Raw genomic sequence first — 25,526 nt, 5'->3', positions numbered from 1 at the left:
GCTCCGGATGGCAATTCACTTATTGTTTTAAACCTTATAAACGGTCCTTTTATCCATTTGACGATGATCAATAACACAACCGGAAATTACAGGTGGGCAATTTGCACCCTGCTGTTCTTTGCCACGACCATCAATTATCTCGACCGGCAGGTGCTGGGATTATTGAAACCCGTACTCGAAATGCAGTATGGATGGACCGAGCAGGAATACAGCTACATCGTGATGGCCTTTTCTGCCACTTACGCTATTGGACTTGTGGTTTTCGGCAGGGTCGTCGATCGGATAGGGGCCAAAACCGGTTATACCATCTCCGTTACGATCTGGAGCCTGGCAGCCATGTGCCACGCGCTGGTCACCAGTTCACTGGGTTTTGGAATAGCCAGAGCGGCATTGGGGATTGGCGAATCGGGGAATTTTCCGGCAGCTGTTAAAACCGTGACCGAATGGTTTCCGAAAAGAGAACGGGCTCTGGCAACCGGCATTTTCGACTCTGGTTCCAATATCGGTGCCTGTGTAGCACCGATATTGGTTCCCTGGCTTTTGGGTACTTATGGCTGGCAGGCCGCCTTTATTATTACAGGGGCTGTGGGATTTATCTGGTTGCTGGCATGGCGGCTGATTTATCAGCAACCCGAGAAAAACGCAAGGCTGTCTGCCAGTGAACTGGCCTATATCCGTATAGACGATGAGCCCAAAGAGGAGCTTATCCCGGCGGAAAAAATTCCCTGGACCAGATTGTTTACTTTGAAACCGACGTGGTCCTTCATCATGGGTAAATTTCTGACGGATCCGATCTGGTATTTTTTTCTGTTCTGGTTACCTTCCTATTTCAGCACAACTTTCAACCTTGACCTCAAAAAACCGGGGTTGCCACTGGTTATTGTGTATTCGGCAGCAACAGTAGGAGCCATAGGTGGTGGGCTGATATCTTCCTGGTTTATCCAGAAAGGATGGTCGGTTTCCAGGTCAAGAAAAACAGCCTTGTTAATTTCTGCGCTTTGTGTGGTACCCATCATCGGAGCACGTTTTGTATCCGATATGTGGGTGGCTGTGGGACTAATTGGTCTGGCAGTAGCGGGTAACGCCGGCTGGAGTTCGAATATCTACACCATCGTTTCGGACATGCTTCCTAAAAGCGCGGTCAGTTCTGTGATTGGTATCGGTGGTATGGCGGGAGCCATTGGTGGCGTGTTATTCCCACTGTTCATTGGTTATACCCTGGATTTTTACAAAGAAGCCGGTGACCTGATCGCCGGGTACAACGTCATATTCATTGTATGCGGAGTGTCTTTTCTGATTGCCTGGCTGACCATCCATTTCATTACACCCAGGATGAAACCTGTGGAGCTTTAAGACCAGTGGTTCCCTCGATGGAGCCCTGTGCCTCTCACCCAAACAGTTTTTAGTATGAAGACGAAATCAACACGCACCATACTGGACCTCGGCAGGCTGGGTGTGGAAAATGCGGTTTTATTGGGGAAATATGCTTACCATGGTGCGTCCAGCAGTTTGCCGCTGCATGTGCATGAAAACATCATGGAGATTGTCTATTGCGAACGAGGCCAGCAGGTTTACGAAGTGGGGCAGGAGCAGTTTGTGATCAGAGGAGGGGACGTATTTGTAACTTTTCCTAATGAACTCCATAGTACTGCCAACCACCCGGAGGAGAAAGGGGTAGTATACTGGCTTCAGGTCGAAATTCCGGCGGATAACAGCCATTTTCTGGGGTATAGCGGGTCAAACGCTTGCGGGTTATTGAATGCGCTGAGAAACCTCCCAGGAAGACATTTCCGCGGGAATGTACAGATCAGAAAATGTATGGATGAGATTTTCCGGCTCGGAAAAGGTAACTTCTCTGACTATACCCGCGTATCCATTCATATCTGCCTGGCGCAACTGCTGCAGTCGGTGGTAGGATGCTCAGAAGCGGCCAGGGCCCATAAGGGCAATAATCTTAGAATTGAAAGCGTCAAAAAATTCATAGAAGAGCACCTGGATACCCATCTTTCAATTTCCAGGCTTGCTGCGCACCAGCAGATTTCACAGTCTCACTTTAAAAAATGGTTTAAAAATGAGTCAGGGTTAACCCCGATGGATTACATCCAGCGAAGGAAAGTGGAGCGGGCAAAAAAGACTTTGGCTCATCACAAAGAGTACAATGTAATGGATATAGCCTATCAGCTCAATTTTTCATCGTCCCAGTACTTTGCCACTGTCTTTAAGAAATATGCAGGGCTTACCCCCCTTGAATACAGGGGGCGGTTCCAATAAGTACCTGGCGGTCCTATGTTACTGATTTCCCTGCTTTATAACCTAAAATAGAATAATATAAAAGGAAGACATAAAACGGAATAAGGAGCAGATATGCATTTTGTGGGTTAAATCTTTCACTCAGCCACCCGTACAAGAGGGGAGAAAGTGCGCCGCCAACAATGCCCATGATCAACAATGCTGAACCCGGTTTGGTGAATTTACCCAATCCGTCCATAGCCAGTGGCCATATTGCAGGCCAGATCAATGCATTGCCCAGTCCCAGCAAGGCAATCATCCAGAGAGATGTTTTCCCGTCCAGTAGTACGGCAATAATGGTGAAAACAATGCCTGTAACAGCAGAAAACAGCAGTGCCTGCCGCTGAGTAACCCATTTGGGAATGGTGAAAATGCCAATCATGTAGCTGATGATCATAATCAGCAGAGTATAGGTTGAAAAGAACTTTGCTTCCCTGAAAGTGGCTCCCTGGAATTCTCCGTAGGTAATGACCGTATCCACAGCCAGTACCTCAACGCTTACCCCGCAAAAAATGGCGCCAGCGCCCAGCAAAAGATGCGGGAACTGGAAAAGACTTGTTTTTTCTGTTACCGCCGAAGCGGGACCTGTGGTATCTTCGTCAGAGATATTGGGTAGTGAAGTGAAGCGGATAACAATACCCAACGCCAGTAAGGTGAAGCCTAAAATAAGGTAGGGGACGATAAGTCGTGCAGACAGATCATCAAGCAGAAGGGTTTGTTCCGAGGGCAAGAGGCGCGGCAGTATTTTGGCAAGCCTGTCAATCTCGTCCGGATCTTTCGAAATGGCACCAAGCAACAGCAGTGGTGCCATAGCACCTGCCACTTTGTTACATACCCCCATGACGCTCATCCGCATGGCAGCGCTATCAATTGGTCCCAAAATGGTGACATAAGGATTGGCCGCTGTCTGCAGAAGGGTAAGTCCGGTGGCCTGCACAAATAAGCCGGTCAGAAACAAACCGTATACCCTGTGCATGGCGGCAGGGATGAAAATGAGGCTTCCGGCGGCCATTACCCACAAGCCGAGTACCATGCCGTTTTTATAACCCGTCTTCCGGATGATGTAAGAAGAGGGTATGGCCATGATCAGGTAGGAAACGTAAAATGCAAAGGCTACCAGCATCGCTTGCTGAATGGAGAGCTGGCATGCCAGTTTGAAATACGGGATCAGTACTGCGTTGACCCAGCTGACAAAACCGAACACAAAGAACAGGATTCCGATGACAACGATATGTTTGGTCTGGCTTCTGTTTTCGGGCAGATCCAGGCTGCTGATTGCTAGTTTTTCCATATTATCCTGCGAATTCGTCGTTTTTCAATTGCCTGTCACCGGCGTTTTGCCTGCCGTGGTCAAATCCGTTTTCCCTTTCGTAACGGATCATTTCGCCCGGCCTGAAATTCACGATGAATGCCCTTCTCTGGCCAGCGGTGCTATTTCCCCTGCTGTAATGTAAAGTTCTTCCGTGGTGAAAGGTGCAGGAACCGGGCTTGAGCTCCACTGCTACGCCTTCTTCCTCGCTGGCGATGCACATCAGCGCGCCACCCTTTTTGGCAGCAAATGTATGCGGTCGGACGTCCTGAAGGTTGGAACCCGGCACAAACCACATACAGCCGCTGTCCAGTGTAGCGTGGTCGAGTGAAAGCCAGCAGCTGGCCGCTCTCTTGTCAGGAACGTTGAGCCAATAGGCTTCATCCTGGTGCCATGGCGTGATGGTATTGGTGAAAGGCGACTTGTTGATGAGCATGTCAAAATCCATGTCCAGATCATCCCCCATGAGCTGCCTGCTTATTTCCAGCGCCCTTTTGTGGTATGACATTTCCAGGAGCTCAGGCCTGAAATCACTTGGCCACATAATTTGAGTGATGTTTTCTACCTTTTCGTTGGTTCCCAGGTTTTCTCCCAGATCTGACCTGCTGGCTCCGACAGCTATTTTGCCGGAAAGAAAATCATCGTACAGCGCTTTATAAAGGTCAATTTCCTCAGAGGAAATCAGGTTTTCAACAACGAGATACCCGTTGGTCGCAAAGAAGTCAATTTGCTGTTTTGTAAGCCGAATGTTATCCATGAAATACAGTTATAGAAGCAAAAAACACATTGGTATGCTCAAATGTATGTATTACTTATCACAGGGGATTACGATTTAGTAGGATGATACAAAATTGAACATTGGAAGGAGGTGAGAAATCAGGTATCTGATGAGCGTTAGCTTCCCTGTTTGCCTTCTATGAGCTGATTTGTCAAAAAAAGTGTAAATTGAGGGAAGGTAAAAGTGAAAAAATGCTAGGTCTGTTCAGAGAATTATTTCTATTTATATCCTTTTCATTCATTCCGGGAGTTATACTGGGACAATCGGCCCAATACCGGTTTCTCAAACTGGACGTAAAAAATGGATTGTCCAACAATCATCCGACTTCTTTTCTGCTTGATAGTAAAGGTTTTATGTGGGTGGGTACCAATTCGGGGCTGAACCGGTATGATGGGTATCACTTCAGAGTTTTTAAAAGTATACCCGGTGATTCCACCACATTGCGCAGTAATAGTATCCGCGACCTGTGGGAAGGGCCGGAAGGGAAAATATGGGTTGTCTCCGGTACTGAAAATAGTATTTATGATCCGCTCACGGACAAGTTTTCCGGCAATACCAATGCTGAACTGAAAAAATGGGGCATTCCTTCGGGCTTTATCAGCATCATTCACAAAGGAAAAAACGGGAGCTTTTGGTTTGTGCAGCAGGGTAAAGGATTGTATGTTTATAATCCTGGCAACCGCACTACCACCCATCTCCGGCATTCGGCGCAGGACCCGCTCAGCCCGGCAAGCGATGACATCTCCGCAATCACCCAAAGTACCAATGGAAATCTATGGATTATCCATACAAACGGCGTGTTTGAGCAAATAGACCCCCGCACGTTAAAGGTATTGTACCGATCAGACGATCTGGCAAAGAAGCACAAGTACAGATTGTACAATTACGGCATGCTGGCCGACTCAGACGGAGATGTGTGGTTGTATGCGATCAGGGAAAATCTGGGGATCTATTGTTTCCGCCTTTTGGATCGGTCTTTTACCTACTACGGTAAGGAAAACAGCACGCCACGCCTTAATTCAGACATTGTTCAGGGCGCAGTGCAGGATAATCAGGGGAAAATCTGGATCGGCGTGGATCACGGAGGTATTAACCTTCTGGATAAACAGGCCAAAACCATCCGGTATTTACTGCCGGATGAAGATGACAAAAACGGGCTGAGCCAGAATACCTTCAACGCTATTTATAAAGATTCGAACGGGGTGATCTGGCTGGGTACCTACAGAGATGGCGTTAATTACTATCACGAGGATATCTTCCGGTTTCCGCTTTTTAAAAAGAAACGGTCCGACCCGCAAGGTTTACCCTATAACGACATCAACCGGTTTATTGAAGATGAAAAGGGGAATATCTGGATGGGGGCCAATGGGGGAGGGCTAATCTATTACGATCGGCAAAAAAATACATACCGGCAATACCTGCATCATCCGGCCGATCCCAACAGTATCCCCAGCAATGTGGTGATCAGCCTTTATCTGGACCGTAATAAGAAGCTCTGGATCGGTACTTATTTCGGCGGACTTACCTCTTTTGATGGATCACGGTTCACGACTTATCGCCATAACCCGGCCGATCCTGCCAGTCTGTCTCACCACAGTGTTTGGGAGATTATGGAAGATTCCCACGGGAATCTCTGGATTGGTACCCTGGACGGAGGCCTGGAGTTGTTTGACCGAAAAAGCGAGAAATTTATTCATTATTTTACCAACCAATCCAACTCCGTACACGATGCCTACATCAGTGAGATCACCGAGGATCATCTCGGCAATTTATGGCTCGGAACTTCTCAGGGAGTGGATATCCGGGATGCCAAAACAGGAAATTTTGTTAATTATCAACATGATCCCCGTATGCCGGGATCGATCAGCAACAATATCGTCCATGTAATCCTGAAAGATTCAAAACGACGGATCTGGGTGGGTACTCAGGATGGGCTCAACCTGTATGACCCGGTAAAAAAACAGTTCAGGATATTCAGGCAAAAGGAAGGCCTTCCCCATAACTCCGTACTTTCTATTGTGGAAGACAACTCCGGTGATCTTTGGATTGCCACTCCCCACGGACTTGCACGTACGCAGCTATCGGATACGCCCTCCGGATTGGATGTTCACTTTGTCAGCTATGATGAGAGTGACGGCTTGCAAGGATCTGAATTCATCGAAAATGCAGCACTCAAAACACGTGCCGGTGAGTTATTTTTTGGAGGAGTAAATGGCTACAATCGTTTTTGGCCCGATCAGATTCCGCCCAAAGGTACTTTCAGGAAAGTTATTCTGTCGTCTCTCTCCATTTTTAACAAGCAGGTTCTTGTAGGAGACAAAATTGGTGGGAATGATGTGATCTTGTCGCGCGTACTCTCCCAAACGAAAAAAATAGTACTGCCTCACCGGGCCAATATTTTTGCCATTGAGTTTACCGCGCTCAATTTTTTTCACCCGCAGAAAATTCAGTACCGCTATAAACTCGAAGGTTTTAATAACGACTGGGTAAGTACATCCGGAAGTTCCCGTACGGCATCCTATACCAACCTCGATCCAGGTAACTATATTTTCAGGATCAAAGCCTCGGACGAAAACGGCGATTGGAACAATGCCGAAACGACCCTGGAGATAGAGATTCTGCCTCCCTGGTGGAACTCCCTGCCAGCCCGGTTACTATATGCTGTTCTTATTCTGTTATCCTTGTACCTGGCTGGCAGGATGATCCGAAACAAGGAGCGCGAAAAGTATCTCATTGAACAGGAACGGCGCGAGTCAAAAAGATTACGGGAAATAAATGATGTGAAAATTAAATTTTTCACCAATATGAGCCATGAGTTCAGAACGCCGCTGACGCTCATATTGTCTCCCCTCGAACAAATGCTCCAGGAAACCCCGGACTCCCCGAACCATAACAGGATGCAGCTCATGCAGCGTAATGCCCGGAGGCTTCTGAATCTGGTGAACCAGTTACTCGATTTCCGGAAGCTGGAAGTGAGCGGGATTAAGTTTAATCCGACGGAGGGAGACATCATTCATTTCATCAGGGAAACGGTATCTTCATTTTCCGATATATCTCAAAAAAAACACATTGCCCTGACGTTCCTTTCAGCACTGGATGAATTCAATATGTCGTTCGATGAGGATAAACTGGAAAAAATCCTTTTTAACTTGCTTTCCAATGCGTTTAAGTTCACATCCGACTATGGGAAAGTAACCATAGAAGTCAGTCATGCAGAACTTCCCGGCAAAGCAGATCTTTCTTGGCTTGAAATAAAAATCAGTGACACAGGAATAGGTATTCCGCCGGATAAAAGAGAAAAGATTTTCGAAAGTTTTTTTCAGAATGACGTGCTTCCCAGTCTGCTCAACCAGGGAAGCGGCATCGGGCTTTCCATTACCAGGGAATTTGTGAATATGCATGGTGGCACCATTACCGTCACAAGTGAACCTGGTGCAGGGAGTTGTTTTAAAATAATGCTGCCTGTTGGCAGGGTAAATGGCAGTGCCTCTCCCATACAGCTTTCGCCGGGGCATGTCCGGGAGGTCACTTTTACACCGGCCGAAACAATATATCAGGAGCCTTTTTTCAGCCCGGAAGGTAAGGAATTGCCGGTACTGCTGTTGGTGGAAGATAACGATGATTTCCTTTTCTATCTGAAAGATAATCTCAAAGAATTTTATTTCATTCTAGAGGCGAAAAATGGGTCGGAAGGCTGGGAGCAGGCCATTGCCAATATCCCTGACCTGATTGTAACCGATGTTACTATGCCGGAAATGGATGGTCTGGAACTGGTTCGTCGGCTCAAAAATGATGAAAGGACAACCCACATTCCATTGGTACTGCTCACAGCCGGAACTTCTCCCGATCAGCACCTGGAAGGCTATGAACTGGGAATCCATGATTACATCGAAAAGCCTTTCAATTTTGAGATTCTGCAGTATCGCCTTTCTAACATACTGAGGCAGCAGGAAACTGCCCGCAAGATATTCAGTCAGCAGATCGCCATTAAAGGAAGTGATATAGCCATCAGCAGCAGAGATGAAGGGTTGGTAAGAAAAGTGATTGCGATTATAGAAGAAAATATAAGTAATCCGGATTTTTCGGTAGAAGCACTCAGCAAAGAGGTAGGGATGAGCAGAATTCATCTATACCGGAAGCTCAACGCCATTGCAGGTAAAACTCCGGTTGAGTTCATCAGGTCCGTGCGCATGGAGCGGGCCGCAAGGCTTCTGGAACAAAGCCAGCTCACCGTTTCGGAAGTAGCTTATCGGGTGGGTTTTAACAATCCGAAATATTTTGCCAGGCAGTTTAAAGAAGAGTTTGGCAAGCTTCCGTCCGCCTATCTCACCCGAATGAAAAAGCAGGATTGAGTCTGCATTTCTACGCCCTCCAGCGGTGGAATTATCCCTTCAAAAAACCTTAAGGTAACTTCTGATACAGTACAATGTAACATTTGGTACCCCTGAAATTGGTGCGCCACATCTAATTTTGCGGTTACACAATATGATCGAAATAATATTTTGAAAAATCTACATTGACGGTACTTAATATTGCATAATAATGTAAATACGATTTTAAATTTTATAAAAATCGTTATAGTTCATAACAAAATATGCTTCGTTAAACTCTCCTTTAGCTCATAATTACCCTTTTTTTACCTATACCAAATCCTAATTTTATGAAAAAACATGTATTAAGCCTGCTGTTGCTGCTGAGCTTTTCGGGAGTCTTTGCGCAAACGCAGATTTCGGGAAAAGTGGTGGGCGGCCCGGGAAATCCGCCACTGCCTGGGGTTACCGTAGTGATTAAAGGCGGGAAAACAGGCACGACCACGGATGCAGAAGGGAAATTCAGTATCATGTCTGAAAGCCCGGGAAGTGTGGTGAGTGTTTCGTTCATCGGCTTTGTGAAGCAAGAAATTGAGGTGGGCAACAGAACGTATCTGGACATTACGCTGGTGGAAGACGCCACCGTACTTTCGGAAGTGGTGGTTACAGCTCTGGGTATTCAGAGAGAGAAAAAATCTCTGGGTTACGCCATTCAGGAAGTAACGGGAGCCACCTTGTCTGACGCCAAGGAAACCAATCTTGCCAATGCCTTCACGGGTAAGGTAGCCGGTCTGCAGGTGGTTCGTTCGAGTAACGGGGCCGGGGGGTCTTCCAAGATTGTGTTAAGAGGAAATACCTCTCTTACCGGAAGCAACCAGCCGCTGATCGTGGTGGATGGTATCCCCATTGATAACTTCACGGGTACTACCGAAAACGGTTACTGGGGAGCGGGACTGGATCTTGGAAACGGTTTGGGAGATATCAGCGCGGAGGATATTGAAACCATGAGCGTACTGAAAGGGCCGTCCGCAGCTGCCTTATACGGTTCGAGGGCAGGTAACGGCGTTATCCTGATTACCACCAAATCAGGCAGGAAGCAGCCTGGCTTGGGTATTACATTTTCTACCACCCTGGGAACAGAAGGTATCTTCATCAAGCCCGAGCTCCAAAGCACTTTCGGGCAGGGTACCGACAATATTTTCAATGCGATGAGCACCACAAGCTGGGGTCCGAAAGCAGAAGGGCAGAGCGTTACCAAGTGGGATGGTACCCAGGCTCCTTTGACCATGCATGACAACGTAAGCGAATTCCTGAGAGCAGGTTCCAATCAGAACTATAGCCTGGGCCTTCAGCAGCAGTTCGGGTCAACTGCAGTTTTTGCCTCGCTTAACTATTTAGAGGACAAAAGTATAATTCCGGGAAACAAACTTACCCGTGTCAATTTTACTTCCAAGGCTACTACTCACTTTGGGAAAGACAGCCGTTGGACGAGCGATGTGAAAATGGCTTACAACAATACGGCCGGTTATAACAGGCCCATTAATGGCCGGGACAACAGCAGCGTATACGTGTTGTACATGATGCCTCAAAGTTTGGATATTAAAGATTTTAGTGCTGCTACCAATGAATTCGGAGGCATGCTGTGGTATCCTGGCGCTCCCGGCTCGCAATCCAATCCCTACTGGCTGAGCCAGTACAATCTGAACAGAGATAGCCGTAACCGGTTTATCATGAACGGATCGCTGAAATATGCCTTTACCGATTGGCTGGATGCTGAGGTAAAGGCAGGGGGTGATATGTACACAACCAGCACCGAGGGGAAAACATACGCGGGCGGGCCGCTTTCCAATTCCTACTCAACTGGCAAGCAGACGTTCAGTGAAACTAACTATAGCGCACTGATCAAGGGGCAGAAGGATGAGGTGATTGGCCAACTGGGGGGTACCTTCACACTTGGTGGTAACCTGATGCAGCAGAAATACAGCTCCCTGTCGGTAAGTACAGGTGCTTTGGAAGTTCCTAACCTTTTTACACCGAGTAATGCGGCAGGCGCTGCGTCGATCTGGCCAGGGTACAGCCGTAAAAAAATCAACTCTCTTTATGGGTCTCTTGGCCTGAATTACGGGGGCTGGATATTCTTGGATGTAACAGCGAGGAATGACTGGTCGTCAGCCCTCATTGAGCAAAACCGTTCGTACTTCTATCCATCCTATAGCCTTTCCTATGTAGTTACCGATATGTTGGAAAAAATGGGTACCCGTGCGCCGTCGTGGATCAACTATGCAAAAGTTCGGGCATCGTATGCGACTGTAGGGAATGACCTGGCGCCTTATCAGCTTTACAATGGGTACAACATCTCCAAGGACCCGCTGAGTAATACAGTTGCCGTGAGGCAATCCCTGCTGAAAGATGCCAATGTGAAGAGTGAGCTGATCAAAAACCTGGAACTGGGAACTGAACTCAAGTTTTTCAACAACAGATTACGGGTGGATTTTACCTGGTATAAGTCCAACGCAACACGCCAGCTGATTGATATTCCGATGGACCCGATGAGTGGTTACTCCAGCATGAAGGTTAATGCCGGGAATATCCAGAACAAAGGGATAGAGGTGATGGCAGACGTGAGTATCCTTACCAAACCAACTTCGCTTAACTGGTCGGTAACAGCCAACTTTTCAAGAAACGAAAACAAGATCATTGACATCGCCAAGAATATGGGTGTGAACGAATACCAGTTGGGAGCGTTTGATGACCTGTTTATCAGAGCTACTACGGATGGCCTGTACGGAGATATTTATGGTACCAAATTCCTTCGTGTAAAGGATGAAGCCAGCCCTTATTTTGGAAAATTGTTGCTTTCCTCAGAAGGACTTCCGCAGCGTGACGCAGCCATTGTGAAGCTGGGTAATCAGCAGGCGAAAGGATTGCTCGGTATTTCCAATAATTTTTCTTACAAAGGCGTTGGCCTTTCCTTCCTGGTGGACGCACGCCTGGGTGGCGAGATATTCTCTGCATCTAATGTAGGGCTGCAGTCGGCTGGGGCCGCGGCGGTGACAGCACCCGGAGGAGAAAGACCTGAAATGGTGGTTGATGGGGTTGTTCTCGGCGAAAACGGAGCACCTGCTCCCAATACCGAACCGGTAACGCAGCAGCAATACTGGAACACCATTGCGACACTGAACAACCTGGGTGTGGGAGAAGCATACGTGTACGATGCCACCAACATACGTTTAAGGAATGTGATGCTGAGCTACACGCTTCCTAAAAAGCTGTTGGGGAATACTTTCCAAAAAGCAAGAATCAGTGCATCGTGTAACAACGTCTGGATGATTAAAAGCCACCTGAACGGGATCGATCCGGAGTCTGTATTTGCAACTGGCACCAATGCCGTTGGATTTGAGAACGGGGCATTTCCAACCATGCGCTCTTTCCTTTTCTCAATCACCCTGGGATTCTAATTTACCTATCAGGTTATAAAAGACATTTAATATGAAAGCATTACTTAAAAGGGCTATTATTCCTGCAGCGGCACTGTTGATGTTCACAACGGCCTGCAATGATTTTGACGAAATAAACGCTGATCCCTACCTGGCTACCGAAAATCAGGTGCAGGTGGAGTACTTTATCAACGGATCCATTATCGGGAGCCAAATGGACCCGCATATCGCAGAAAGGATATTTGTTTTGTACTGGAAAACAGCGGGGCGCCAGCAGGCTGGAGGGGGCATTTCAACGGGAGGTTATAACGACGGCTGGTCCAGCGATTACTATGGCAGTGGTTACCTTGGCGGTTGGCTGAACAGCATCTATGCGGCGGTTCAGGTGGCTGAGAAACAGATAGCAGCCGGTAACATCAAGGAGTATACCGGCAACCTGCTCCAAGTGGCCCGCATTTGGCGTGTATATCTGCTGAGCGAACTAACCGATAATTTCGGTCCTATTCCCATCAATGGTTTTCAGGGAACCAATCCGGAGTTTTCAGATGAAAAAACGGTTTATTACTATCTGCTGTCCGAATTGAAGGACGCATCTTCTAAGCTGGATCTGGGTGTCAGCAGTCCATCCATCTCAAAATTTGACCAGGCTTATGGCTTCAATTATGCCAATTGGCAGAAATATGCCAACTCCATGCGGATGAGGCTTGCGATGCGTCTTTCTGAGGTGGATCCGGCGAAGGCTAAGTCCGAATTTGAAGCGGCTGCCGCAGGTCCCCTGCTCACTCAGGCGGATGAGACATTTCAGGTGGCAGAAAAAGGCGGATGGGATGCACTGACGGGCGTAATGACCCGGGAATGGAATTACTTCCCTATTTCCGCTACCATTAATAACCTGTATCTCGGATTGGGTGGGATAAAATCGGCAGACCAGGTGAAAGCGGCACAGCTTCCCTATATTAAGCCGCAGGATTACATGGGACTTAAATTCGAAAACCACTTCACTACCATGACCAACGACCCGTCCGCCGGATACTGGTTTGACGGTCTCCCCAATTCGATTGACCCGCGTGCCTATAAAACATATATCATTCCGGGAGACTATGACAATGCGGATTTCAATTCCTATCCTTCCTGGGATAACACCGCAAAAACCACAGAACGTACCCTCGTAGACGAAGCCGGGGCGGTTGTGAAAACACTTGATGCGAAGTATACCTGGAATGCACCTGCTAACGGAGACTGGGGTGCGAAGGGCGCCAAAAACAACATACGGTCGTTTAACGGAGCGCTTCCCCGCCACGGACAGCAGTTTCGTAACAGTACAAGCAAGAGGATTTACTTCGCCCCCTGGGAAACATACTTCCTACTTGCCGAAGCCGCGGTTAAAGGATGGACCGTACCTATGAGTGGAAAAGCGGCTTATGAGGCAGGAATTGATGCAAGTTTTGCCTACTGGGGAGTTAGCAGTTTTGCCACTCAGTATAAAGCTTCAACAGCTTATAACAGGGTTGGGACCTCGGTGAGCTGGGATCATACTGCCGAACCCCCTGCAACTTACGTAATGAAGTACAAAGATGGTTATACCAACGCCGAAGGTACCGTTACCAAAACGTATCCCGTCAATAACCTTTACAAAGGTGGTGCTGTCAGAAATGATCTGCTTACGAAGATCATAACGCAAAAGTTCATTGCTCAGACTCCCTGGTTACCGCTGGAATCATGGAGTGATCACCGCAGGTTGGGACTGCCGTTCTTTGAGAACCCGGCAGTTGAAAATCCTTTGGTGAACATGCCTGCGCTGAACAGCAGCAACTATATGACTGCCAATATCAAGTTCTTCCCGCAACGTTTGAAATATCCTTCCAGCCTGCCAGCGAGCAATGCGAGGGGATACGGTCAGGCGCAGACCTTCCTGGGTGGTGAGGACGGCACGCTGACGCCGCTTTGGTGGGCTAAGCATTAATCCGAAAATCGGCTTTCTTTAACAGCAATGCCGGGCGTTTGAGCGTCCGGCATTGCTGTTAAGATTGTTGTGGTTGTGGATCTTTTTTCTGTCACCACAAAAGGTGGCGGAATAAGGGAAGAGAGATAACAGTTAGCTCTGATACAGCTGGTCGGTTGTAAGCCTGTTATAAGTTGCGATCTTATTGTAGACGTCTGAAGGATTAAACGGTTTGCTCAGGTAATCATTCATGCCTGCCTTAAAAACAGAATCTTTGATATCGTTCATGGCCGAGGCTGTCAGCGCTATGATAGGGATGTTCTTGTATTTTTTTTCTTTAAGCTGCCTGATCCGGACCGTAGCTTCCAAACCATCCAGTTCCGGCATCTGAAGATCCATGAAAACCATATCATAATCGTTTTTCTGGATCATATCATAAGCGATTAGCCCGTTTTCCGCCACACTACAATCCACCTCCCACTGTCTGAAAAAGTGATTCATCAATACTACATTCACTTTATTGTCTTCGGCCAACAGGATCCTGACTCCTTTGATACTTGTTTTGACTTCGGGCGTCTCCGCAGGGATAGCTGCCGTTTTACCCCCGGTCTGGAAATCCAGTCTGAAATGAAACACGGAGCCTTTTCCTTCCTGGCTTTCCACAAAAATTTCGCTATGCTGTAATTGTAAAAGTCTTTTGGTGATGGCCAGGCCTAATCCGGATCCTCCGTAGTTTCGAGTAGTGTCCGAACTCGCCTGTGTAAACTGGTCAAATATATTAGTGATTTTATCATGAGGAATTCCTATTCCGGTATCAGTAATTTTGAATTCAATGGTCATTACATCGTTGCAATGTGCTATTAAAGTAGCAGACATGATTACTTCACCTTGTTTGGTGAACTTCACGGCATTACTCACCAGATTTGTCAGTACCTGGCCCAATCTGACCGGATCACCCTTTAAGAGAACATTTAAAGCATCATCCGTTGCCAGTTTAAGTTTAAGTCCCTTTTCCTCCGCCATCTGCAGCAAACTCAAACGAATATTTTCCATCAGTTTCAGGATGTTAAAATCAACTTCCTCGAATTCGATTTTACCCGCTTCAATTTTGCTGTAATCAAGAATATCATTGATCAGTACCAGAAGGTTATCGGCAGAATATTTTAGAAAATTAAGATATTCCATCTGATGAGGCAGGGGAGTGTTGGCCAGCAGGAGATTGGTGAAACCGATGATTGCATTCAGCGGCGTCCGGATTTCATGGCTCATGACAGAAAGGAACTGAGACTTGGCAATATTGGCTGCATCGGCAAGTTCTTTGGCCTTAATGAGCTCAAATTCAGCTTTCTTCCGTTCGTCAATGTCAATCACTGCACCATATAGTTTTACCACGTTGCCATCCGCGTCACAATCTGGTTTGGCAATTGTATGCAGGAACCTCATACTTCCGTCGGCATACATCAGCCGGTAATCAAAACTGGCTACCGTCGCAAACTTGATGACATTCTGTATCGACGATAAAAATTTTTCCCTGTCATCGGGATATATCCTTTCCACAAAAGTGTCGCCAACGGGCATGTCCTTTTCAGGGTCCATACCGAAGATACGGAATGTTTCGTCGGACCAGAAATTTTCGCCTGTCAACAGATTCGTCTCCCAGCTGCCACTGTGCGTCAGCTGCTGTGTTTCGGAAAGCATGGCTTGGTTACGTTTCAGGCGGTCATCTGCCAGTTTTCTTGCGGTGATATCATGCCAGATCACCAGCAGTGCTTCACGGTTATTAAAGGTAGTTGGCTTAAGGGTCACTTCCACCGGAAGAGTAATACCATCTTTCCTTCTGTTTACCCATTCAAAACGTTGATATCCGGTCTGTGTGGAAAGCTCATATATTTCTTTAAATTTTTCTGCCGAGTTTATTCCGTCGGGCTGTACTTCCGGAAAAAAGAAGGAGAAAGGCAAGGAAATGAGCTCGGATTTATCCTGAAAATGAAGCATTTCCATTGCCGCCTGATTGCAGTCAATGACGCCACCGGCGGTTAGCAGGATATGAGCGTCAACCGAGTGATGGAAGATCACACTTACTTTCTCTTCCAGAAGCCTGTTCTCCGTCAGGTCCTGCATGACACCGAACAGCTTAACCGGTTTTCCGTTTATCATCTCCGCACGGCCAATGTTTCTTACCCATACTTCATTCCCCTGTGCGGATATCAGCGGAATTTCAAGATCCCAGGGAGTTCCGTTGATCTTGGCCTGCTCAACAGCCTGGTCAATAAGCAGCCGTGCCCAGGGATTATAAAAATTTGCAGTACTGAAATTGTCAAGATTTGCCGTTTCCTCAAGTCCATAAATGGAATACATCTGAGGCGACCAACGGCGTTCTCTAGTGATCAGATCAAGCTCCCAGGCACCGATCATGGCCAGCCTTCCTACCTCTTTTAAGAGATTTTCATTTTCCAGAAGCCCCTGCTTGTAAGTGTATTTTTCATGTATATCACTGATGGTGCCCACATGGCGTAGCAGTTTACCGCCCAGGAACTGCGAAGTACCGGCACATTTAAAATACCTGTAACCATTATTTTTTGTTCTTAAACGTAGCTGAAGATCATATACGTTCTCATTTTCTTTCAGGTTAACAACTGCCCCGGCAAGTATGGGACCGTCCTGCGGGTGGCAGAGGATCTCGGTCAATGTAACAAAATCTGCGGATATCTCCCCCGGCCTGTAACCGAGCAGCGTGTAAAATTGATCTGACCAGGTATGCGTTCCGTTCGCCAGATCCCAGTCCCAAATTCCGGACCCTAAACCGGAAATGGCCAGTTCAAGCACTTCAACAGGCAGTTTAGCAGCATTATCAGACGGCATAATCACCTTATTAACATTAAAACTGTATAGAATAATTAAAGATAATTAGTGAAATCTCCTTGTCCTAATGATAAGACAATTTGTAGACTTACTTTTATTTCTTAGAAATTATATTACATAGTAAAATCCAAATAGTTATACAAATTCAGCAAGCGTTAAAATAATTATTCCAGTCTGACCCTAAATTCATTAAACGGAATATAGCCTGCCGTACGCCATTGAGTTTTAACATACGCTGTGGTATTATACCAAAGTGTTTTTCCTGCTGTATAGTAATTAGTCGGGGCTCATTTTGGATATGAGCAAGGAGTGAAACGAAGATTACGGTGTTCTATGACCATTAATGTGGCGGTTGGGTACGCCTCTGGTTTTTAAGACCAGGAAAGAGCACCGACATCTCCGCCTGGGAAATGAGGCAGATGTGTAATCGAGGAAATAGCAGGAGTCAGTCTCTGGACCAAAGGATGGCTGGATTGGTTTTTGACTCATTGAGCTCCGCAATTAATTCTTCATTTTTTTTGCGCAGGATCCTGCTTTGCTCTAATAACTGCTCAATGATCCGCTGAGTCTCCCCGGTAGGTTGCTTTTGGCTTTCACTGCTATTTGTATTGTCGGTCATACTCGGTTGATGCGAAGATTCACTATTCTATTGTTCGGTGCTTTTTAATACTTCCTGATGGGCCGCTTTGATCTTTAACTGTTCGTTCTCTTTCAAGAGATCCATACTCAGTTCGTGGAGATTATCGGCAATTTCTTTCATCTCCCCGATCAATTCGCTGGTACTCATTTCCTGTGGATCTTTTTCATCTGGATTTTCCATATTCTGTTCTGAATGTTATTCTAAATATATAAAAGTGTCGAACTATCTCAAAGCATCAAGTCCGGGGCGACCAGGATTTGGTCTCACGATCAGGGGTTCAAAGGGGTCGCGGTAATCTGCATGGGGTAGTCTTTCGGTAGCAATGTTTCCATGACCGTCCTGATCCGGGTAATTAGCTCGGTTTCGGTAAGTGTTTTATCGTCGACCGGTTCCGTCTGTGTTACATGCACCTTAAGGAACATGGTACCGTTGGCGTCACTCTTTACGCCACCGGTAACTTCCAAACGGGAATAGCGCCAAAGTTTATTGACCGACGCCTGGATATTATCCCTGACGTAATCGTCGAATGGGGATGCTGAAAGATTTAACATTCTAATATTGTGGAGATGGTTGAGTAAATTCCATTCGGATATAAAGGTAATAAGCTGGCGCAAAAGGATAAACGAAATGTTGACGCCAAGCTGAAAAAATCCTGCATTAAGTTGAATTATCTGCAGTTAAATAAAATATCAACCGTTCAGTTAAGAAAGTTCCGATGCTGAAACGCCGGAAATGAAACGTTTCTTGTGAAGCACTTACAAAATTTTGTTACGGGGCACATCGGTGCTTTTAAAGTTGTAATCATAATTTTGAAGGAGGTTTGAGCGGACGGAGTGGGGCACGGCGGCATGGAAAGTATATTTTTTTTACAAAATTTACATAGAAAAGGAATAGAATTGTGCGGTGCAGCTTTTTGACTGGCAGATGAATGGCCAGTTGAAGTTTACCGTGCATCAGGATTTGGGCTTGTCTTCTGCGACACCTTTTGTTTGATTATCCTCTATCCATAAGTAATTATTTTGCGGGATGGTGCTTTTGAGGGTGATAGTGAAAAGAGCACATCAAAACCCGGATATTTGGCTTGGAATAATCAAGCATATTAATTTATAGAACTATTATGCAAAAAGTTAATCTGTTATTTTTCCTAAGCCTGTTTTTTGCAGCGTATTGTGAAACAGCTGTGGCACAGAAGGGGAAGCCGCTGTTTCCGCAAACCCCGGGCATGGTATCGTACACCTATCGGGCCAGTTTTGCGAAGGATGCAGCCGCAACACTGGATACATTGCAACGACTGGGAATTAAGGATATGGAATTCTCAAATCTGTTTGGAAAAACAGCCGAGGAATTGAGAAAGCTCCTGGATGAGCGGGGAATGAAATGTTCGTCCTTTGGTGTGAGTTATGCCGATGCACTTCATAAAACAGCCGAGGTGGGGCATAATGCCAAAACGCTTGGTGCAAAATTTGTAAGGGTGGCATGGGTTCCGCATGAAGGAGCTTTTACACTGACGACGGCCCAGAAAACCGTTGATGATTTTAACCTGATCGGAAAGCGGCTCAAAGATGATTTCGGGATCACTTTTTGCTACCATAACCATGGTTACGAATTTGAAAAATATGAAGATGGTACCCTTATGGATTTTTTAATAAAAAAAACAGATCCCCGGTACGTCAGTTTTGAAATGGATGTTTTATGGACATTTTTCCCAGGGCAGGACCCCGCTGCGTTGCTCTTGAAATACCCCAGACGCTTCAGGCTCATGCACATGAAAGACCTGCGCAAAGGAGTTGCGGGTAATATGTCTGGTAGTACGCCGGTAGAAAACGATGTAGCCCTGGGGACGGGGCAGCTGGATATACCCGCCATTTTAAAAGCTACGAAGCGTTCGGCGATTGAACATTACTATATTGAAGACGAAAGTCCGAGTTATGCCACGCAGGTGCCACAGACCATAACATATCTTAAAAGTCTGAAATATTAAAGCCATATCGACTCATATTCTGAAACATGACAATTAGATTTTACGCCCCCCACTGGGGAAATACTCTCCCGTTTGCTACTTTCTGCCAAAATGTAAAAACAGCCGGTTACGACGGCGTGGAAATGGCCCTGCCTCTGGACGAAGCCGAAAAACATGAAATTCTGGCTGTTTTAAAGGATTATGATCTCGGGCTGATTGGACAGTATTATCAGTCCTTTGAAAAGGATATCGATGAACACGCCAAAAATTATGCGAAATATCTCCGTAACCTGATCAGCGCAGAACCTGTTTTTGTCAATTGCCAGACAGGAAAAGATTATTTCAGTTTTGAAAAAAACAAAAGACTTTTTGATCTGGCGAGCCAGATTTCGGAAGCTTCGGGCATCCGCATTATACATGAAACGCACCGTGGCAAAAGCCTCTTTGCTGCCCATATCACGGAGGAATACCTGACCCAGATTCCGGACCTGCGTATTACCCTTGACATCTCTCACTGGTGTAATGTACATGAATCATTACTGGCTGACCAGGAAGCGGAGGTGGCTGCTGCTATTTCGCGTACAGATCATATACATAGCCGGATAGGCCACCCCGAAGGCCCTCAGGTAAATGACCCCCGGGCACCGGAGTGGGCCGAGGCGCTTGAGACACATTTGGGCTGGTGGGATAAAGTGGTGGAAACACACAAGCGAAACGCAACATCCTTGACGGTTACTACGGAGTTCGGGCCTGCCACTTATATGCCGGTGATGCCTTACACCCAGATGCCGCTGTCCAATCAGTGGGAAATTAATGTACACATGATGAATTTACTTAAAGCAAGGTACCAGGGTTAAACTGACATGGCGCTGTTAGTCCGTAAGGAATTAGTTAATTTTAATCGTACCGGGCAATGATTCGTTCGAATAGTTTGGTAAATTGTGAACAGACAAAAGAACCTTTGTCTGTCGGTTGTAATTTCACACCACTTTATGGATTTTAAGGTTAATCAGAATCCGATAGGGCAAGTTGCTCCTATTCCAGATAATGAAATGGACAGATTGCTGGCCATTTCATCCCTGGATATTGATTATACGGAGCAACAGCGAAGTTTTAATGAGCTCGTCAAGCTGGCGGCCATAGTGGCGGGTACCAGCATATCACTGGTCAATATTATTGATTCTATCACGCAATGGACAGTATCCGGGTATGGAATGGAAACGGAGCAAACCATGCGTGAGGATTCCGTTTGCCAGTATACCATCATGGGAGCTGGTCCCTTCGAGATTAAGGATTTGTCTGCTGATGCACGTTTTAGTGACAAACCCTATGTAAATGGTGATCCTAACGTTCGCTACTACTATGGTATACCTTTGAACATAGGAGAGGGCATGAATGTCGGTGCTTTGTGCGTGATGGACCAGCAAACAAAGGTACTTGATCCTGAAAAAATTGAATTACTGAATATTATTGCCAACGAAATCGTCGGCAGGCTAAAGATGATCCAGGTAGTTGAGGGCTTAAAAACCAAGCTTCTCGAGTCTTACCAGAATCAGAGAAAGGTGGCTCATGATATCCGCGGACCCTTGGGGGGAATTGTGGGCCTGGCTTCTATCATCGAGGACCAGGGACAGGATAACCGGATAGAAGAGGTACTGGAATTTATCAATCTGATTCATAAAAGCGGTAATTCTCTGCTTGATCTGGCAGATGAAATCCTGGGAAGCGAAAAGGGAGGGAGAGCTGCTAAAATCGGTACGGAGAGCAATGCTTTTAATCTGCTGATTTTTAAGGATAAGCTGGAGAAACTTTATTTGCCGCAGGCGGTAAGCAAAAAAATCCGTTTTGATATAGTCGTTAGTCCAAACACGGAGACGGTTCCGTTTTCTAAAAACAAGCTTCTGCAGATAGCAGGTAACGTGATTTCCAATTCGATGAAATTCACACCTTTGGGTGGCAGGATTACCGTTAATCTGGATCTTTTTTTCGCCGGAACCGGAAAAAGCCTGAGCATCGAAATTAAGGATACCGGTGTTGGCCTGACGGAAAGCGAAATAAAAGCGATTTTGGATGGAGATGCGGTATCAAAAAAAGGAACAGCCGGGGAACTTGGGTACGGTTACGGCCTGGCACTGGTCAAACATTTAGTTGAAAGCCTCAACGGCTTTTTGACCATAACATCGGAGCCGGGGAATGGTACCACCTTTACCATACGTCTTCCCATACGCTGAAATCATTTGTTCATTCCTTTTGATACAATTTCTTGTGATTTAGGATGTAACGAATACTCAGTCCGCCGTTATCCGGGCTGAAATGAGAGCCATTGGTGAAATAGTAGGAAGGCATCCAGTCAATCTGAAAGTTGAGAGGTGTTTTTCCCAAACGCATATCAAAACCAAGGGTAGCGCTCGCCCCGAAATTACTTCCTGAAAACACATAGGAAGGCCCTGCACCAATGAACGCAGCAAAGCGGTCGCCGATGAGAGGTGCATGTTTTTCAAAGAGTGCAGTCATCGACACGTTTTTAATGTCGTTGTCAAAATTATAGCCGCCTATAAGTTCAAGGCCGGTTTTCTTGTTGAAAAACTTTTTAAACGTGATACCCGTGGTACCGCCGGCCCGTATTCCCAGCGCATTTTCCCCGCCATTGTAATCTTTTTCCTGTGCCTGTGCCATGCTGCCCGTGAGGAGTACCAGGGCTAAAAACCATACATTAATTTTACACATATCTGAATTGGTATTTGAACTTTTCGCGCTTTGCATCGGAGCTCCAGGTATGCTGTTCAGCCGGATGCGCCGATAACTTTTGTATATACGTATAATAATTATGCCATGCACAATGAAGTTGAATGCATGGGATTTTCAAAGAAAAAGGCGTGCAAGCATTTGTTAAAAGGGGAAAAATAACCACGTCTCCGGGAATAAACCCGCCGGGCTTTGCTTTAAAACTGATCCGCAGCAAGAATTTTCTTTTCAAAATGGTTTCATAACCTTCATACTTTCCTATTTAGCGGCGAAAACCCTAATATTGCAACTCTATTTAAATAAGACTTCCTGAATATGGCAAATACCCTATTTGATTTTGGAATGATCGGACTTGGTGTAATGGGGCGGAACCTGTTACTGAATATGGCTGATCATGGATTCTCGGTTATCGGATTTGATAAGGATGGGTCAAAGAATGAGGCACTGGAAAAGTCTGCCTCTGCCGGCACAACCGTTAAAGGCGTGCAGGAACTTTCGCAAATGGTGAGCCAGCTGAAAAGTCCGCGTAATATTATGATGCTGGTACCCGCCGGTAAGCCGGTTGATGATGTAATCGAGTCGCTTTTGCCACTTTTGGAAAAGGGAGATGTCATCATTGACGGAGGCAATTCTCATTATACGGATACGCTCCGTCGTGTTAAATACCTGCGTGACCAGGATATTCATTTCATGGGAATTGGAGTTTCCGGGGGTGAACAAGGTGCCCGTACAGGGCCGAGTATGATGCCCGGAGGTGAAAAAGGTGCGTACGAAAACGTAAGGCCTATGCTGGAAGCCATTGCGGCAAAAGTGGATGGGAAACCGTGCGTGTCTTATCTGGGCAAGGAAGGTGCCGGGCATTATGTCAAAATGGTACACAACGGTATTGAATACGCGATTATGCAACTAATTAGCGAAAGCTATTCTTTGCTGAAGCATGGGGGGCTGGATAATGACCAGCTTCACGAAGTATTCAAGACTTGGAATGAAGGCTCTCTGCAGTCGTTCCTGGTGGAGATCACGGCAAGCATCTTCCTTCAGGAAGATGAAGTTACCGGCGGAAGGCTGGTTGATTTTATTTCTGACAAAGCAGGCTCAAAAGGTACCGGTAAATGGACTTCCCAGGATGCAATGGAGTTGCCGGTTGCAGTGCCGGTGATAGACACTGCCGTGGCAATGAGAACTTTATCCGGATATAAGGATGAACGTGTACAGGCCGCCGGAATTTATCCCGATCCGTATAAAACTTTCCCCGCGTCAACCCAGGAATGGATCCATCAGGTACATGACGCCCTATATTTCTCTACCATACTGAGCTATGCACAAGGGCTGGCCATGCTGCACCAGGCATCCGGAGAGCTGGGTATGGAAATACCTTTGCCTGAGGTGGTAAGTGTGTGGAGAGGGGGATGTATTATCCGTTCGTCGTTACTGGAAGTTTTCACGCATGCCTATACGGAAACACCGGAATTGTCCAATATTTTATTGAACGAAGAAGTGGCAGGAATCGTTAAGTCATTGGTGGGAAATACGCGCAAAGTAGTGGCTCAGGCTGCGTTGTCGGGTATTCCGGCGGGAGGGCTGATGTCCGCTTTGGCCTATTTTGATGGTTTCCGTAGCGAAAAAATGCCAACGAACCTGATCCAGGCGCAGCGCGATTTCTTTGGAGCGCATACCTACCAGCGAACAGATACCCCCGGTACTTTCCACACGGAATGGGGACAACATTAAAATTACATAACATGCAAGATAATAAACGCCCGCCTGCCTCTATACTTTTCATTTTCGGAGGTAGTGGTGACTTGAATTACAGAAAATTGACTCCGGCATTGTACAATCTTTTTTTAGATGATTGGATGCCGGAGCAGTTTGCCATCGCCGGAATTGGCAGAAGTCCCTATACCGACGAGGCATACCGCCAGCATTTGCTGGATGGTGTAACAAAATTCTCAAGACGAAAAGGCAAGCTTAACGGGCATTGGACAGATTTTAGCCAGCACGTTAATTACCTGCAGATGGACGGTGATGATGCAGAAGCCTATAGCCTCATTACGGATCTTGTGAAAGCCAAGGAAGCAGAGTGGGGAGTACATCCCAACGTTGTGTTTTACCTCGCTGTGGCACCGCAGCTGGTACCTTCCATCGCCAGTAAACTGGGGGGGCTGAATATCTGTTCCGATACCAGCAGTACGCGTATTGTTGTAGAAAAACCATTTGGCCATGATCTTAAAAGTGCTCATGAGCTCAATGCGTTGCTTACCGGCATGTTTGCCGAAGAGCAGATTTTTCGGATAGACCACTACCTGGGAAAAGAAACCGTGCAGAATATTCTTGCGCTCCGTTTTGCAAATGCACTTTTTGAACCTGTCTGGAACCGCAATTATATTGATCATATCCAGATCACCGCAGCAGAAAGCGTTGGCCTGGAAGGCAGGGGTGGCTATTTCGAACACGCCGGTGCGCTGCGTGACATGGTCCAGAACCACATCCTTCAGATCCTCTGTATGGTTGCTATGGAAGCGCCGGTTTCATTTGATGCAAATGAGATTCGTAACAAAAAGGTGGACGTGCTGAATGCAATCAGGAGGATCAGCCATGAGCAGGTTCATGATTTTGCAGTAAGAGGACAATATTCTTCGGGATGGAAAAAGGGAGAAAAAGTGGTGGGATACCGGGAAGAAACCGGCGTCAGCCCTCAATCGAATATTGATACTTTCGCAGCCGCCAAATTCTACATTGATAACTGGCGCTGGCAGGGGGTCCCTTTTTATGTCCGGACAGGTAAATATCTGAACCAGAAGGCTACCCATATTACATTGCAGTTTAAACCGGCCCCGCATTACGCATTTCCTAATGAGTCTGCGGAAAGCTGGCGTTCCAACAGGCTGACAATCAGCATTCAGCCGAATATGGATATTAGTATCAGGTTTCAGGCTAAACGTCCCGGGCAAACCATGACCCTGGATCCCGTAGACATGAAGTTCAACTACGAGGAAGCAGAAGGCGAACACGCGCCGGAGGCCTACGAAACTTTGCTGCTCGATGTCATGGAAGGGGATGCTACCCTCTTCATGCGGGCTGATCAGGTGGAAGCAGCCTGGAAAGTGATCATGCCGATCCTGGAAACCTGGGAAAATCGAAAACCACAGGATTTTCCCAATTATGCACCGGACTCGTGGGGCCCGGACGGATCGGATGCTTTGCTGGCAAGAGATGGTCACACCTGGATCAATTACATCAATACCGGTCGTTAG

General features: G+C 46.6%; 17 protein-coding genes. 10 read left to right on the top strand and 7 right to left on the bottom strand.

Annotation, left to right across the window (positions count from 1 at the left end):
* Positions 1-63 precede the first annotated feature (63 nt).
* On the top strand, positions 64-1,353 hold the full coding sequence (locus KOE27_RS14620; RefSeq protein ID WP_215239601.1) for an MFS transporter: 1,290 nt from the start codon (positions 64-66) through the stop codon (positions 1,351-1,353).
* A 54-nt stretch (positions 1,354-1,407) separates the two neighbouring features.
* On the top strand, positions 1,408-2,271 hold the full coding sequence (locus KOE27_RS14615; protein WP_215239600.1) for a helix-turn-helix transcriptional regulator: 864 nt from the start codon (positions 1,408-1,410) through the stop codon (positions 2,269-2,271).
* A 13-nt stretch (positions 2,272-2,284) separates the two neighbouring features.
* Here the strand turns inward: KOE27_RS14615 and KOE27_RS14610 are convergent, their stop codons facing one another.
* Both KOE27_RS14610 and KOE27_RS14605 read right to left on the bottom strand, forming a co-directional pair.
* Positions 2,285-3,580, bottom strand: coding sequence for a sugar MFS transporter (locus KOE27_RS14610; RefSeq protein ID WP_215239599.1), 1,296 nt, complete (start codon positions 3,578-3,580; stop codon positions 2,285-2,287).
* 1 nt (position 3,581) lies between these two features.
* A complete protein-coding gene (locus tag KOE27_RS14605; protein WP_215239598.1) occupies positions 3,582-4,355 on the bottom strand; it encodes a phytanoyl-CoA dioxygenase family protein in 774 nt (257 codons plus the stop codon).
* A 188-nt stretch (positions 4,356-4,543) separates the two neighbouring features.
* On the opposite strand from KOE27_RS14605, the gene KOE27_RS14600 reads away from it, so the two are divergent.
* The 3 genes from KOE27_RS14600 (at position 4,544) to KOE27_RS14590 (ending at position 14,086) form a co-directional block, all read left to right on the top strand.
* On the top strand, positions 4,544-8,728 hold the full coding sequence (locus tag KOE27_RS14600; RefSeq protein ID WP_215239597.1) for a hybrid sensor histidine kinase/response regulator transcription factor: 4,185 nt from the start codon (positions 4,544-4,546) through the stop codon (positions 8,726-8,728).
* Between the two features lie 308 nt (positions 8,729-9,036).
* Positions 9,037-12,144 (top strand): SusC/RagA family TonB-linked outer membrane protein, encoded by a 3,108-nt coding sequence (locus tag KOE27_RS14595; RefSeq protein ID WP_215239596.1) that lies wholly within the window; start codon positions 9,037-9,039, stop codon positions 12,142-12,144.
* A gap of 31 nt (positions 12,145-12,175) precedes the next feature.
* Entirely contained in the window at positions 12,176-14,086 is a 1,911-nt protein-coding gene (locus tag KOE27_RS14590; RefSeq protein ID WP_215239595.1) for a SusD/RagB family nutrient-binding outer membrane lipoprotein, read from the top strand.
* Positions 14,087-14,218: 132 nt separating this feature from the next.
* On the opposite strand, the gene KOE27_RS14585 is transcribed toward KOE27_RS14590, so the two are convergent.
* The 4 genes from KOE27_RS14585 to KOE27_RS14570 all read right to left on the bottom strand — a co-directional run bounded on the left by KOE27_RS14585 (position 14,219) and on the right by KOE27_RS14570 (position 18,118).
* A complete protein-coding gene (locus tag KOE27_RS14585; protein WP_215239594.1) occupies positions 14,219-16,927 on the bottom strand; it encodes a PAS domain-containing hybrid sensor histidine kinase/response regulator in 2,709 nt (902 codons plus the stop codon).
* 445 nt (positions 16,928-17,372) lie between these two features.
* Positions 17,373-17,546, bottom strand: a complete 174-nt coding sequence (locus KOE27_RS14580; protein ID WP_215239593.1) for a hypothetical protein — start codon at positions 17,544-17,546, stop codon at positions 17,373-17,375.
* 27 nt (positions 17,547-17,573) lie between these two features.
* Positions 17,574-17,747, bottom strand: a complete 174-nt coding sequence (locus KOE27_RS14575) for a hypothetical protein (protein ID WP_215239592.1) — start codon at positions 17,745-17,747, stop codon at positions 17,574-17,576.
* A gap of 89 nt (positions 17,748-17,836) precedes the next feature.
* Entirely contained in the window at positions 17,837-18,118 is a 282-nt protein-coding gene (locus tag KOE27_RS14570; protein ID WP_215239591.1) for a hypothetical protein, read from the bottom strand.
* Between the two features lie 566 nt (positions 18,119-18,684).
* Here KOE27_RS14570 and KOE27_RS14565 point away from each other — a divergent pair.
* The 3 genes from KOE27_RS14565 to KOE27_RS14555 all read left to right on the top strand — a co-directional run bounded on the left by KOE27_RS14565 (position 18,685) and on the right by KOE27_RS14555 (position 21,758).
* Positions 18,685-19,548 (top strand): sugar phosphate isomerase/epimerase family protein, encoded by an 864-nt coding sequence (locus KOE27_RS14565; RefSeq protein WP_215239590.1) that lies wholly within the window; start codon positions 18,685-18,687, stop codon positions 19,546-19,548.
* A 26-nt stretch (positions 19,549-19,574) separates the two neighbouring features.
* On the top strand, positions 19,575-20,384 hold the full coding sequence (locus tag KOE27_RS14560; protein ID WP_215239589.1) for a sugar phosphate isomerase/epimerase family protein: 810 nt from the start codon (positions 19,575-19,577) through the stop codon (positions 20,382-20,384).
* Positions 20,385-20,519: 135 nt separating this feature from the next.
* Positions 20,520-21,758 (top strand): GAF domain-containing sensor histidine kinase, encoded by a 1,239-nt coding sequence (locus KOE27_RS14555; RefSeq protein WP_215239588.1) that lies wholly within the window; start codon positions 20,520-20,522, stop codon positions 21,756-21,758.
* 10 nt (positions 21,759-21,768) lie between these two features.
* On the opposite strand, the gene KOE27_RS14550 is transcribed toward KOE27_RS14555, so the two are convergent.
* Positions 21,769-22,254, bottom strand: coding sequence for a hypothetical protein (locus KOE27_RS14550; protein ID WP_215239587.1), 486 nt, complete (start codon positions 22,252-22,254; stop codon positions 21,769-21,771).
* Positions 22,255-22,587: 333 nt separating this feature from the next.
* On the opposite strand from KOE27_RS14550, the gene gndA reads away from it, so the two are divergent.
* Both gndA and zwf read left to right on the top strand, forming a co-directional pair.
* Complete coding sequence (gndA, locus tag KOE27_RS14545) at positions 22,588-24,003, top strand: NADP-dependent phosphogluconate dehydrogenase (RefSeq protein ID WP_215239586.1); 1,416 nt, start codon at positions 22,588-22,590, stop codon at positions 24,001-24,003.
* Between the two features lie 11 nt (positions 24,004-24,014).
* Complete coding sequence (zwf, locus tag KOE27_RS14540; protein WP_215239585.1) at positions 24,015-25,526, top strand: glucose-6-phosphate dehydrogenase; 1,512 nt, start codon at positions 24,015-24,017, stop codon at positions 25,524-25,526.

The organism is Dyadobacter sp. CECT 9275 (assembly GCF_907164905.1).
Classification (GTDB): Bacteria; Bacteroidota; Bacteroidia; order Cytophagales; family Spirosomataceae; genus Dyadobacter; species Dyadobacter helix.
This window is presented reverse-complemented; position numbering and strand designations above follow the sequence as displayed.

What these genes read in the sequence shown, in the direction of transcription:
- KOE27_RS14605 (WP_215239598.1), bottom strand. Translation starts at nt 4,355, where the DNA reads ATGGATAACATTCGGCTTACAAAACAGCAAATTGACTTCTTTGCGACC.
- KOE27_RS14585 (WP_215239594.1), bottom strand. Translation starts at nt 16,927, where the DNA reads ATGCCGTCTGATAATGCTGCTAAACTGCCTGTTGAAGTGCTTGAACTG.
- KOE27_RS14575 (WP_215239592.1), bottom strand. Translation starts at nt 17,747, where the DNA reads ATGGAAAATCCAGATGAAAAAGATCCACAGGAAATGAGTACCAGCGAA.
- KOE27_RS14570 (WP_215239591.1), bottom strand. Translation starts at nt 18,118, where the DNA reads ATGTTAAATCTTTCAGCATCCCCATTCGACGATTACGTCAGGGATAAT.
- KOE27_RS14550 (WP_215239587.1), bottom strand. Translation starts at nt 22,254, where the DNA reads ATGTGTAAAATTAATGTATGGTTTTTAGCCCTGGTACTCCTCACGGGC.
- KOE27_RS14555 (WP_215239588.1), top strand. Translation starts at nt 20,520, where the DNA reads ATGGATTTTAAGGTTAATCAGAATCCGATAGGGCAAGTTGCTCCTATT.
- KOE27_RS14620 (WP_215239601.1), top strand. Translation starts at nt 64, where the DNA reads ATGATCAATAACACAACCGGAAATTACAGGTGGGCAATTTGCACCCTG.
- KOE27_RS14560 (WP_215239589.1), top strand. Translation starts at nt 19,575, where the DNA reads ATGACAATTAGATTTTACGCCCCCCACTGGGGAAATACTCTCCCGTTT.
- KOE27_RS14590 (WP_215239595.1), top strand. Translation starts at nt 12,176, where the DNA reads ATGAAAGCATTACTTAAAAGGGCTATTATTCCTGCAGCGGCACTGTTG.
- KOE27_RS14595 (WP_215239596.1), top strand. Translation starts at nt 9,037, where the DNA reads ATGAAAAAACATGTATTAAGCCTGCTGTTGCTGCTGAGCTTTTCGGGA.
- KOE27_RS14610 (WP_215239599.1), bottom strand. Translation starts at nt 3,580, where the DNA reads ATGGAAAAACTAGCAATCAGCAGCCTGGATCTGCCCGAAAACAGAAGC.
- KOE27_RS14580 (WP_215239593.1), bottom strand. Translation starts at nt 17,546, where the DNA reads ATGACCGACAATACAAATAGCAGTGAAAGCCAAAAGCAACCTACCGGG.
- KOE27_RS14615 (WP_215239600.1), top strand. Translation starts at nt 1,408, where the DNA reads ATGAAGACGAAATCAACACGCACCATACTGGACCTCGGCAGGCTGGGT.
- KOE27_RS14565 (WP_215239590.1), top strand. Translation starts at nt 18,685, where the DNA reads ATGCAAAAAGTTAATCTGTTATTTTTCCTAAGCCTGTTTTTTGCAGCG.
- gndA (WP_215239586.1), top strand. Translation starts at nt 22,588, where the DNA reads ATGGCAAATACCCTATTTGATTTTGGAATGATCGGACTTGGTGTAATG.
- zwf (WP_215239585.1), top strand. Translation starts at nt 24,015, where the DNA reads ATGCAAGATAATAAACGCCCGCCTGCCTCTATACTTTTCATTTTCGGA.